Raw genomic sequence first — 11,660 nt, forward strand, 5'->3', positions numbered from 1 at the left:
AGCCCCTTAAGTGTACGGCAGAGCTTTTACTTGCGGACGTAGAACCTCAGTGTCACCTGTGCGATGACGCCGGACACCACCACTCCGATGAGGGAAAGCAGCGGCGCTGCGGTCCAGATATCACTGTTGGTCACCGGTGCGATCAGCTGGGAATCATAGAGTCCACGCAGGGCCTTGTCGATGACAAGTTCCTTACCCAGGAAGAGTCCCGCCGTGGCCAGCACCGCACCGATGAGGGTGGCCAGCACCGCCTCCGTCACAAAGGGTGCCTCGGTATACCAGCGCGATGCACCCACGATGCGCATGATCTCGGTTTCCTCACGCCTGCTGAATGCGGCGATCTGCACCATGTTGGCAATCAGGAATATCGACGCCAGGATCTGAATCGCGGCGATCAGGAAGGTGGCATTACGGATGGAATCCAGGTTTTCTGTGGCACCGCGCAGATCATCCACCTGGTCAATCACAGCGCTGACCTGCTCTAGTTCACGGACCGGATCAAGGATGTCCACGGCCAGTGGATCATCCAGCCGCACATGGAAGGCTGCAGGAAGTGCATCCGGGGAGGTTTCTGCCACCAGTACGGGATCGGTGTATTGAAAGACCTCGACAAAACGTTGATAGGACTGCTCCTGGGAGCGGTAGGTGATGGAATCCACCCCGTCCAGCCCCTCCAATTGCGCACGGACCTCCTGGCAGGCCTGCGCTGTGCAATCAGGATCATTGACGGAGGTGTCTTCATCCAGCTGGATCATCACCTCCACCCGGTCCAGATAGATATCCTTGGTGCGCTCTGTCATATTGGTCACCAGGAATCCGGTGGCCAATAACGCCAGGGAGATCGAGGTGGTGATGATCAGGGCGATGGTCATGGTGAGGTTTCGACCCATGCCACGGAAGGCTTCGCGGAATACGTATCCAAGAGTCATATGAGTGTCTCCCTCTCCCTTCTATCGCATCTCGCCGTAGACGCCGTGGGCGTCATCGCGGACGAGTTTGCCCAGCTGAAGTTCGATGACGCGACGGCGCATATCGTCCACGGTGCGGGCGTTGTGGGTGGACATGATGACGGTGGTGCCCAGACGGTTGATCCGGTTGAGCAGGATCATGATCTCATCAGAGGTGTCCGGGTCGAGGTTGCCGGTGGGTTCGTCGGCAAGCAGGACCAAAGGGCGGTTGACGAAGGCACGGGCAATGGCCACACGCTGCTGTTCGCCACCGGATAGTTCATTGGGCATGCGGTTGGCTTTACCGGCCAGGCCGACCATCTCCAGGGTTTCCGGCACCAGGTCAGCGATACGGTCCTTCTTCTTTCCGATCACCTCAAGGGCAAAGGCCACGTTGTCGTAGACATTCTTGTTCTTGAGCAGACGGAAGTCCTGGAAGACATAACCGATGCGTTGGCGCAGTTTATTCACCTGGCCACCCCTGAGTTTATTCACGTGGAAGTCCGCCAGGGTGATCTGGCCGGAGCTGACATTCTCCTCGCGGGTCATCAGTCGAAGGAAGGTTGATTTACCTGATCCGGACGGGCCGATGAGGAAGACGAACTCGCCTTTGTCAATGCTCAATGAGACATTGTCCAGGGCTGGGCGAGTTGATGTCTTATAGCTTTTGGTGACATTCTCAAACGTGATCACCCGTCACACTCTATCCACATTCATGTGGCTAGAGAAACGCCTGTGACTACATTGGTTGGCCACTCCCAGCAAGTGGGCAGGCTGTTTCCTGTTTGCTTGTGCTTCCTGGCTGCGTTAGCTTTCCTGCTGCTGCCCCATACGCCAGCGGATACCGGCTTCCAGCAGGCCATCGATATCGCCATCGAGCACCTTGGAAGGATCCCCCACCTCAAAGTTGGTGCGCAGGTCCTTGACCATCTGGTACGGGTGCAGCACATAGGAGCGCATCTGGTTACCCCAGGAGGCGTTACCGCCGGCACCGAGGGCATCCATCTCAGCACGTTCCTCCTGGCGTTGTTTCTCCAGCAGTTTCGCCTGGAGAACCCTCATGGCAGAGGCCTTGTTCTGAATCTGGGACTTCTCATTCTGACAGGTCACCACGATCCCGGTGGGCACGTGGGTGAGGCGTACTGCCGAGTCAGTGGTGTTCACGGACTGTCCACCTGGACCTGATGAGCGGTAGACGTCCACGCGGACATCTGCATCAGGGATGTCGATGGAGTCAACCTTCTCCACCACGGGCAGCACCTCAACCTCGGCGAAGGAAGTCTGGCGGCGGCCCTGGTTGTCAAAGGGGCTGATACGGACCAGTCGGTGCGCCCCCTGTTCCACGGACAGCTGGCCGTACATGTAGTCGCCGTGGACCACGAAGGTCGCGGACTTGATGCCAGCTTCTTCCGCGTAGGAGATGTCATAGACATCCACCTTGTGGCCATTCTTCTCAGCCCAGCGGGTGTACATGCGCATGAGCATCTCAGCCCAGTCAGCGGCGTCCACGCCACCAGCACCGGAACGGATGTTGATCACGGCTTCACGGGCATCGTATTCACCGGAGAGCATGGTCTTGACCTCAAGTGCCTCGATACCGGCGCGGAGATCAGCTAATTCTTCATCAGCGATGGAGGTGTCACCATCGCCTTCTTCCTCCGCCAGTTCATACATGATGGGAAGGTCCTCCACGCGCTGGCGCAGATCGGTGACCTTGCGCAGTTCAGCCTGGACATGGGAGAGCTCGGAGGTGACCTGCTGGGCGTGGTCGGGGTCATCCCACAGGCTCGGGTCGGCGGCCTGGGCTTCCAGCTCCCGGACACGATCGGACAGCTCCTCCGGGTTCAAAACCTTCTCGATGGTGGTGAGGGTGCTGTCGAGCTCGGAGAGTTCTGCAGAAATTTCGGGACGCATGTCTAAATATGTTACCTGGTGATACCGATACCCAAAGTCAGCAACCTAGGCTGCAACAATGCACAATAGAGTTCATGAGTAATACTGAGCAGTCCCGGCACCCAGCTGCAACACTTGATGAGATGATCGCCACGATCACCAAAACCTTCGTGATCGCCCATGAGCAGGACTCCGATGAGCACCTGGCACAGGCCCTGGTTTATAACGCGGGCCGCCTGGCCTGGCGCATGCGGGAAAATGGTGTGAATACCGATTTCAAGACCTCCGTATCCGATGTGGTCACCGATGCCGATCGTGCGGCGGAGGCATTCGTGGCAGGCGCGTTGGAAGCCCTGCGCCCCGAGGACGGTGTCGTGGGTGAGGAAGGTGCGAACAAGGCGTCGCAAAGCGGTCGTTGCTGGGTCATCGATCCGGTTGATGGCACCTACAACTTCACCCGCGGCTCCGACTACTGGTGCAGCGCCATCGCCCTGGTTGAGGGCGATCCATCTGCTCCTGAGCGCCTGCTCTTCGGCGCTGTGCACCGCCCTGCGATGGGTTACACCTGGTTCGGTGGCCCCGGCATCCGCACCATGCTCGATGGCAAGGAGCTGCCGGTGCTTATCGACACCCCCCTCTCCCAAACCTCGCTTGCCACCTATATCCACCCCACCTGGCTGGCTAACCCCGAGGTCAGCTCCGCCTGGAACGCCGTGGCTACCCAGCCTGCTGCCCTGCGCATGCTCGGTGCTGGATCTGTTGATCTTGGTGGTGTATCTGATGGCACCAGTGGCGTGTGGATGCAGCACACTGTCGCTGACTGGGACTGGCTGCCGGGTCGTGCTCTCGTGGAGGGCGTCGGCGGTGCAGCGGTTAAGGTGCAGGCCGGGGGCGTGGAATGGTGTGTCGCTGGCAACGTTCAGGCGGTATCCGAGGTCACGGACATCCTCAGCGAACTAGGATAGTTTCTCATGAGTAATTATGCAGACGATCTCGCGCTCGCCCTCGAGTTGGCCGAGCTTGCCGATTCCATCACCCTCGACCGCTTTGAAGCCACCGATCTGGATGTGACCTCCAAGCCGGATATGACCCCGGTCAGTGACGCCGACCTGGCCACCGAGACCGCCCTGCGCGAAAAGATCGCCGCAGCCCGCCCAGCTGATGCCATCCTCGGTGAGGAATTCGGCGGCGATGTGGAACTGACCGGCCGCCAGTGGGTCATCGATCCCATCGACGGCACCAAGAACTTCGTCCGCGGTGTCCCAGTGTGGGCAACCCTGATAGCCCTGCTTGACGACGGCCGCCCCGTCGCCGGAGTCATCTCCGCACCGGCACTGGCACGCCGCTGGTGGGCATCTGAAGGATCCGGCGCATGGCGCACCTTCAACGGTAGTTCCCCACGCAAGCTGACAGTCTCATCTGTGGGTGACCTGGCAGATGCTTCCCTCTCCTTCTCCTCACTTGAGGGCTGGAAGGAACGTGAACTGCGTGAGAACTTCATCGGCCTCAGCGACACCACCTGGCGCCTGCGTGGCTACGGAGACTTCTTCTCCTACTGCCTGGTTGCCGAGGGCGCTGTGGACATTGCCGCGGAACCTGAGGTTTCCCTCTGGGACCTGGCGCCTCTGTCCATCCTGATCACCGAAGCTGGCGGACGCTTCAGCTCCCTTGCAGGTGAAGACGGACCCCACGGTGGCGATGCTGTGGCCACCAACGCCGTGCTCCACGATGAGGTTCTGGGACGCCTGAACGGGTAGGTAGTGGTTTTTAGCTGCTTGACGAAGATGAAAGGCACCTGACATGGGATTTTCCATGTCAGGTGCCTTTTATTTGTGCTGTTTTAGGGAAACACCTTCAGGTGAAGGGCGAAAGGACTCTGATTCAGGGCGAATCCAGTAGTGCTTTCGTGTTCCTACCTGTTAAGCCATTAACCCAGAAACCCTAACCCAGAAAGGGCACAAGTTAACCCAGAGATCATTACTGCTTTCTAGGAACAGGATCTCTGGGTTAATGGAAAATCACTAGGAACTACTGCCCCACCAGGGTGAATCCGCGGCCTGGGCCTTCGCTCTCATCCATCTCAGCAAGAACTCGGTCCATGTTCACTGACAGGGATGGCATGTAAAAAGGTCCTTGGAGCGGAGTCTGGCAGGCAAGGTCATGGTTCGGGAGTACTCCTCCCGAAACCAGGCCCACCACGCGACCACCTGAAATCACGGGTGCACCGGAATCACCACGCATGGCGCAGACCTGCGACATGGTCATACGTTCATCCGAACTCCAAACCAGTCCGCAAGTGTATCCGGTTGCGACACCGGACTTGCAGACTTCCTGCATGTTCGCTGTTTTTCCGCCGATGGCGTTGACGCTCACACCGTTGTAGGAGTTGGAGAGCTCAGCGTTGGAGCCGAACTCAATCACGGAGTAGTCATCGTTGGAGCCGCTGGCCACGACTGTGCCTGCCTCCCCCACCCAGAAGGAGTCTGCGGAGCGGACAGCGTCACCGGGATTGCCACAGTGTCCTGCGGTGATGCCGATCTTACGGCCATCGGCATCGGTGCCGGTGACGGCCAGGGTGCACAGGGAATCCTGTCCGAGGTAAATCGGGGTGCCGGGGCCAAAGAGAGAACGGCCTTCCGCTTCCATGTCCTTGGATGCCACCGGGACTGCCGGCTGGTTGAACCAGGACCCTGGGACGCGGTGGAGCACTTCACCCGGGGTGGCGGCCATGATCTGTGCCTGGATATCTGTTCGGATTTCATAGTTCGGCAGTGCGCGCTGAACCTGCTCTTGGATCTCCTCTTCAATTACTTCGCCTGTTTCATTGAGCAGTCGCAGCGGCTGCTCAACCACGCGGACTGAATCCTCATATCCGGTGGTTTCATAAGGAAGCTGGGTGCGGACCTCGACAGGCAGGACACCGTCTTTGATACCTGCGCTGATGCTGGCATCGATGTTGGTATTTGCTGTTGCGTCGAACTGTTCTGCCACAGTGCGATCGAGGGTGACCCCAAATTGTGAAAGTGTTTCATTCGCCTGGTCAACCACAGCTGTAGTGTCCACCCATTCCGCTGCCTGGGCGGTCGGTGCCATGAAAGTCACCCCAGTCGCCAGAATCGAGGTTGTCAGTAGGAAACGGCGTGAAACCGGGAGGCGCATATTTATCTTTAAATCACTTTCACAATGAAAACGGGCAATGCACTACATATTGCCATGAGAGAAGTAACTTTCGACGGAGCAAACGCCAAGTGTGACATAAACGATGTTTAAGCTGTTCAGCTAGTCAATCTCAATGAGTGACTGTCCTCCCTGTACTGCTTCACCCTGTGCGACGTTGATGGTGCCAACCACACCGGCAGAAGGTGCGGTGATCTCTGTTTCCATCTTCATTGCCTCCAGGATAAGTAGTACCTGACCTGCTTCAATGTTGTCCCCCTCGGCCACGAGGATCTTGAATACCGATCCGGCCAGGGGAGCCACCACTGCGTTGGCGGCTACGCCCTGGATGGATGCTGTGGTGGGGGCAGCGGGGGTATTTCCACGGCCTGAACCAATGATGATCGGACCCAGTGGTTGCTGTTCTTCCTCCACTTCCACCTCGACGCTGTAGGCGATTCCATTAACCGTTACTTTGAGTTTCATTGTGTGTGGGGCCCTCTTTGTAGAAGTGTGGAGTGGTCCTGGACGCGCTGCCTTCCCTGCGCTGCCCATGTGCGGTGGCGGTGGAGTTTGACGGCCTTAACCTTGCCGCGGTTGCCCATGTAGGCGGATACGGCAGCGGCAATCGCCAGGAGGGTGTCCTCCGGGATGTCGGCATCGGATCGGGCCCGGAGCTCTTTGAGTTCGGCTTCGACGGTGTCGAGGCGTTGTGAGAGCTTTGTAAGGAGCTGCTCCAGCTCTTGTTGATTCATGGTGCCCATCTTTTCTACGCCGGTCCCAGTCCGTGTTTCTTCTGCGGACGATGAGTGCGTTTATTGGCCAGCACCATGAGGGCGTCAGCGATCTGGAGGCGGGTTTCCGCCGGGTCAATGATGTCATCCACCAGTCCGCGGGAGGCTGCCATGAATGGTGAGGAGAAAGTGTCCTGGTATTCCTGGATCAGTTCCTCCCGGCGCGCGTCCTGGTCTTCGGCTTCGGCGATCTCACGTCGGAATACAACGTTGACGGCCCCCTCGGCTCCCATGACGGCGATTTCTGCGGTGGGCCAGGCGAAGACGCGGTCAGCCCCTAAGTCCTTGGAGCACATTGCCAGGTGGGCACCGCCATAGGACTTGCGCAGGACCACGGTGATTTTCGGGACGGTGGCGGCGGAGTAGGCGTAGAGCATCTTCGCGCCGTGGCGGATGATGCCGCCGTGTTCCTGTGCCACGCCGGGCATGAAGCCGGGGACATCCACCAGGGTGACCAGTGGGATGTTGAAGGCGTTGCAGAATCGGATGAAGGCGCTGGCCTTGTCGGAGGAGTTGATGTCCAGGACACCGGACATGACCTGTGGTTGGTTGGCCACGATGCCCACGGTGCGGCCCACCACGCGCCCGAATCCGACGACAATATTGCGGGCGAAGCCTTCCTGAACTTCCAGGAAGTCGGCGTTGTCGACGATGCGGGCGATGATATCGCGGACGTCATAGCCCTTTTTAGCCTCGACAGGCACGATCTCGTGGAGGTGCGGATCTGGTTCAACCACGGGATCCGGGTTGACCACCGGTGGTTCCTCGGTGTTGTTCTGGGGCAGGAAGCTGAGGAGTTTCTGGGCAATGAGGATGGCCTGCTCATCATTGTCCGCTTCGAAGTGGATGTTACCGGCCTTGGTCATGTGGGCATCCACGCCGCCTAGTTGTTCGGCGGTGACTTCTTCCCCGGTGACTGATTTGATCACGCCGGGACCGGTGATGAACATCTGTGCGCCGCGGACCTGGATGATGAAGTCGGTCAGCGCCGGGGAGTAGGCGGCACCGCCGGCACAGGGACCGGCGATGATGGAGACCTGCGGTACCAGGCCGGAGAGCAGCACGTTGTGGTAGAAAACCTTGCCGTATCCGGACAGGGAATCAATGCCTTCCTGGACGCGGGCGCCACCGGAGTCGTTGATGAACACAAACGGGGTACCGGTGGTGGCGGAGGCATCCATCATGGCTGCGACTTTTTCTGATTGCTTCTCACCTGCGGAGCCGCCCATGACGGTGAAGTCCTGGCTGGCAATGTGCACGGGGCGCCCGTAGACGGCGCCGACGCCGGTGACCACACCGTCGGCAGGTGCTTCTGCTGTGTCCATGCCGAAGTGGGTGGTGCGGTGCTTGGCGAACATCCCGGTTTCGCGGAAGGTGTCGGTATCGACAAGCTTGGCGACGCGTTCCCGCGCCGTCAGTCGGCCCTTTTCATGTTGCTTGTCAATCCTGGCCTGGCCACCGCCGAGGCTCACCCGATCGCGTTCGGCTGCCAGTGCGTCGAGACGCTCCTGCATGCTTTTTTCCTGTGCCATATTTTCTCTATGCTCCCGGCTCTACCTTGACGGTCTGGCTGCGGCCACCGACGGTGACCTTGTATGTGATGGGTTCGCGGATCGCGGTGGACTGACCGCGGGCTGCGGCCTTGTCCTGTGCCAACTGCTCTGCTGTCTTGCCCACGTTCTTCGGCCCCTCATCCCGGGTGGTGAAAAATCCCGGTGCGACCCCTGGGAAGAGTGCGTTGGTGAGCACATCCTCATCAGAACCGTTGCAGCCCTCCAGTTCTTCTGCCTGGGTGCGCAGCTGTTCCCATTCCGGGTCCAAAAGGTCTGCGGGACGGATGGTGATCGGTTCCTTCTTGGACTGTGCCTGTGCCAGTGTGATCAGCTCAGGGTTGCGCTCCCCGATGCATTCGCCGTAGTAGCCGAGCATGAGGTCCGCGAACTCAGCGGTCATGACCTTGTATCTGCCCATGAGGACGTTGAATACCGCCTGAGTACCCACGATCTGTGAGGATGGGGTGACCAGTGGTGGATATCCGGCGTCCTTGCGCACCAGGGGGACCTCCAGCATGACTTCCTCCATGCGGTCTTCAGCCCCCTGTGCGCGCAACTGCCCCTCCATGTTGGAGAGCATGCCACCGGGGATCTGGGACTGGAAGATATCGGTGTTGATCAGGGTCTTGGATTCAAACTCCGCATATTTGGGGCGGACTGTCCGGAAATGATCCCGGATCTTGAGCAGCCGGTCCATGTCCAGGCCGGTGTCATAATCGGTACCTTCGAGCATCTCCACGAGCGCCTCGGTGGGGTTGAGTCCAGGTCCCAATGACATCGACGAGATCGCAGTATCAACCACATCCGCGCCAGCTTCAATGGCTTTTTGCAGTGTCACCATTGTGACACCCGTGGTGGAGTGGGCGTGAACGTTGATCTGGGTGTCCTCACCGTAGGTTTCCTTGATGCCACGGATGATGTCATAGGCCGGTTGGGGTTTGAGCAGTGCAGCCATGTCCTTCAGGGCAATGGAATCCGCCCCCATATCCAGGAGACGTCCGGCCTGTTGGATGTAGCCCTCCACATCATGCAGTGGGGAGATGGTGTAACAGATGGTGCCCTGGGCGTGTCCATCAACCTTCTTCACCGCCTGCATGGCATGTTCCAGGTTGCGGGGATCATTGAGGGCATCAAAGACACGGAAGATATCCATGCCATTGTCCTTTGATTTCTCTACGAACTTGTCCACCACCATGTCCTCATAGTGGCGATACCCCAGGAGGTTCTGGCCGCGCAGCAGCATCTGCAGCTGGGAGTTGGGCATCAGCTTGCGGAAGGTGCGTAGCCGTTCCCAGGGATCCTCATTGAGGAAGCGGATGCAGGCGTCGAAGGTTGCCCCGCCCCAGCACTCCACACTCCAGTAGCCGGCATTGTCTATATCTTCACAGGCGCTGACCATGTCTTCCATGGCCATGCGGGTTGCCATCAGACTCTGGTGTGCATCACGCAGAGCAACTTCGGTTACACCTATTTTTCGTGGACTCATAACCCTCAATCTAAAGGTGTAATCCAGTTCCCGCCAGCTAACTATCAGTGTTATTAGTCATACTTTTTAACGCGACCTGCGCATAGTCAGCAATCCCACTATAAATAATCCCCCGCAGCTCTTTTTGCCCAGCGCAAAATAGTGTCCCAGGTCACCTAAACTTAAGATGTTGGCATTCTCTTAGTGTGAAGGACATAAACATGAGCCCCCAGGGGTCCCCCAAGAAACGGATACCCAGCGCGTTGAAGAAGGCCTCCTCTGGAGAGCGTTCCATCCACCCCGCGCTCGTTCCCGGCATCAGCGTCGATGACACTGACGCACAGCTCCCCACCACCAAGGTGGTTTTCGCGGTTGCACTGTTTTTCTCTGCCGCAGCATTCATCTGAGCAGTAATCTCCCCCACCGGAATCAACCAGGTGGGCACCACCATGCAGGGCTGGGTGGTGCAAAACTTCGCCTGGTTCTTCGGCACACTCATCGTAGCTGTCACCGTCTTCATGCTGGTGATCGGTTTTGCACCTACCGGGCGTATCCCCCTTGGCGACGACGACAGTGAACCCGACTACTCCACCACCTCATGGATCTCCATGTTATTCGCCGCAGGCCTGGGTATCGGGTTGATCTTCTACGGCCCCATGGAACCCCTCATCCACTTCATGACTCCCCCGCCGGGTTCCAGCCTGGAGGCGGAATCCAGCGGACTGGTAACCCAGGCCATTACCCAGGCAATTCTGCATCAAGCCTCCCTGGCGTGGCCCGTCTACGCACTCGTGGGTGGCGCCATCGCCTATGCCTCCTACCGTCGCGGTCGCCTCCCTCTGATCTCTTCCCTCTTTGAACCAGTGTTCCCCGGTGGCAACAACCACATCCTGGGCAAGATCATCGATATCTTCGCTGTGCTGGTCACTCTCTTCGGTACCGCAACCTCCCTGGGTATCGGAGCCCTGCAGATCCAGACCGGCACCTCCATTGCCACCGGACGCGATGTCAGCGGAGATACCTTCCTGATCATTGCCATCACCACCCTCACCGTCCTCTTCATCTACTCTGCGGTATCCGGTGTAAAAAAGGGCATCCGCATACTCTCCAACGCCAATATGTTCCTGGTGATCGGTCTGACACTATTCGCACTCATCGCTGGACCCACCGTCTTCCTCCTTGATCTGGTCCCCGCCACCCTCCTGACATTTGTCGACGGCCTGCCTGCCATGCTCACCGTCTACCCCAGCGAGGGCGAGACCGAGAAGCTCTTCCTCCAGAGTTGGACCACCCTGCTGTGGGCCTGGTGGATCTCCTGGTCACCATTCGTGGGCATGTTCATCGCTAAAATCTCCCGCGGACGTACCCTGCGTGAATTCGTCGTCGTGGTTGTCCTCGTACCATCGGGCATCTCCATGCTGTGGTTCATCATCTTCGGCGGTTCCACCATCTGGCAACGTATGAGCGGTGGGGACATGGAAATCAAGGGATCCGGCGAGAATGTGATGTTTGATCTCATGGGCAACCTGCCCTTCTCCACGATCACCTCCATCATTGTTCTGATCGCCATCGTGATCTTTTTCATCACCGCAGCCGACTCCGCCACCAACGTCATGGGATCCATGTCCCAGTCCGGTCGTCCCGTGCCGTCCAAACCGGTCACCATCATCTGGGGCTCCATGCTCGGCCTCATCTCGATGTCCCTGCTGCTCGCCGGCGGACAGAACGCACTATCAGGCCTGCAATCCATCATGGTGACCTGTGCACTCCCCTTTGCCATCATTCTCGTCGGCGTGATGATCGCCTGGGCCATCGATCTGCGCAATGATCCCATGATGATCCGTCGCGCCTA

General features: G+C 58.6%; 12 protein-coding genes. 4 read left to right on the forward strand and 8 right to left on the reverse strand.

Annotated features, from left to right (window positions below; genetic code table 11):
• Positions 1–26: 26 nt before the first annotated feature.
• From ftsX to prfB, 3 genes are all read right to left on the reverse strand, one after another.
• Positions 27–929, reverse strand: a complete 903-nt coding sequence (gene ftsX / locus Q0M74_RS10205; protein ID WP_293954063.1) for a permease-like cell division protein FtsX — start codon at positions 927–929, stop codon at positions 27–29.
• Between the two features lie 21 nt (positions 930–950).
• Entirely contained in the window at positions 951–1,640 is a 690-nt protein-coding gene (gene ftsE / locus Q0M74_RS10210; RefSeq protein ID WP_293954065.1) for a cell division ATP-binding protein FtsE, read from the reverse strand.
• Between the two features lie 114 nt (positions 1,641–1,754).
• Positions 1,755–2,861: a peptide chain release factor 2 gene (prfB, locus tag Q0M74_RS10215; RefSeq protein WP_293954067.1), complete on the reverse strand. Its 1,107-nt coding sequence runs from the start codon at positions 2,859–2,861 to the stop codon at positions 1,755–1,757.
• 74 nt (positions 2,862–2,935) lie between these two features.
• Here prfB and Q0M74_RS10220 point away from each other — a divergent pair, with 74 nt between their 5' ends.
• Entirely contained in the window at positions 2,936–3,805 is an 870-nt protein-coding gene (locus tag Q0M74_RS10220; protein ID WP_293954069.1) for an inositol monophosphatase family protein, read from the forward strand.
• A 6-nt stretch (positions 3,806–3,811) separates the two neighbouring features.
• Positions 3,812–4,597 carry a histidinol-phosphatase gene (gene hisN / locus Q0M74_RS10225; protein WP_293954071.1) on the forward strand — a complete coding sequence of 262 codons (786 nt, stop codon included), beginning with the start codon at positions 3,812–3,814 and terminating at the stop codon, positions 4,595–4,597.
• Positions 4,598–4,868: 271 nt separating this feature from the next.
• Here the strand turns inward: hisN and Q0M74_RS10230 are convergent, their stop codons facing one another.
• The 5 genes from Q0M74_RS10230 to Q0M74_RS10250 all read right to left on the reverse strand — a co-directional run bounded on the left by Q0M74_RS10230 (position 4,869) and on the right by Q0M74_RS10250 (position 9,829).
• Positions 4,869–5,933, reverse strand: a complete 1,065-nt coding sequence (locus tag Q0M74_RS10230; protein ID WP_293954074.1) for a S1 family peptidase — start codon at positions 5,931–5,933, stop codon at positions 4,869–4,871.
• 186 nt (positions 5,934–6,119) lie between these two features.
• On the reverse strand, positions 6,120–6,482 hold the full coding sequence (locus Q0M74_RS10235; protein ID WP_293954076.1) for a biotin/lipoyl-containing protein: 363 nt from the start codon (positions 6,480–6,482) through the stop codon (positions 6,120–6,122).
• Positions 6,479–6,760 carry a hypothetical protein gene (locus tag Q0M74_RS10240; RefSeq protein ID WP_293954078.1) on the reverse strand — a complete coding sequence of 94 codons (282 nt, stop codon included), beginning with the start codon at positions 6,758–6,760 and terminating at the stop codon, positions 6,479–6,481. The genes Q0M74_RS10235 and Q0M74_RS10240 overlap by 4 nt, the downstream gene beginning before the upstream one ends.
• 5 nt (positions 6,761–6,765) lie before the next feature.
• Complete coding sequence (locus Q0M74_RS10245) at positions 6,766–8,322, reverse strand: acyl-CoA carboxylase subunit beta (protein ID WP_293954080.1); 1,557 nt, start codon at positions 8,320–8,322, stop codon at positions 6,766–6,768.
• A gap of 7 nt (positions 8,323–8,329) precedes the next feature.
• Positions 8,330–9,829: a methylmalonyl-CoA carboxytransferase subunit 5S gene (locus Q0M74_RS10250; protein WP_293954082.1), complete on the reverse strand. Its 1,500-nt coding sequence runs from the start codon at positions 9,827–9,829 to the stop codon at positions 8,330–8,332.
• A 200-nt stretch (positions 9,830–10,029) separates the two neighbouring features.
• Between Q0M74_RS10250 and Q0M74_RS10255 the strand changes: the two genes are divergently transcribed.
• Both Q0M74_RS10255 and Q0M74_RS10260 read left to right on the forward strand, forming a co-directional pair.
• Positions 10,030–10,215 (forward strand): hypothetical protein, encoded by a 186-nt coding sequence (locus Q0M74_RS10255; RefSeq protein ID WP_293954084.1) that lies wholly within the window; start codon positions 10,030–10,032, stop codon positions 10,213–10,215.
• 30 nt (positions 10,216–10,245) lie between these two features.
• Positions 10,246–11,660 (forward strand): BCCT family transporter (locus Q0M74_RS10260; RefSeq protein ID WP_293954085.1); only part of this gene is annotated, 1,415 nt, incomplete at its 3' end.

Source organism: uncultured Corynebacterium sp. (assembly GCF_945649885.1).
In the GTDB taxonomy this organism is placed as follows: domain Bacteria; phylum Actinomycetota; class Actinomycetes; order Mycobacteriales; family Mycobacteriaceae; genus Corynebacterium.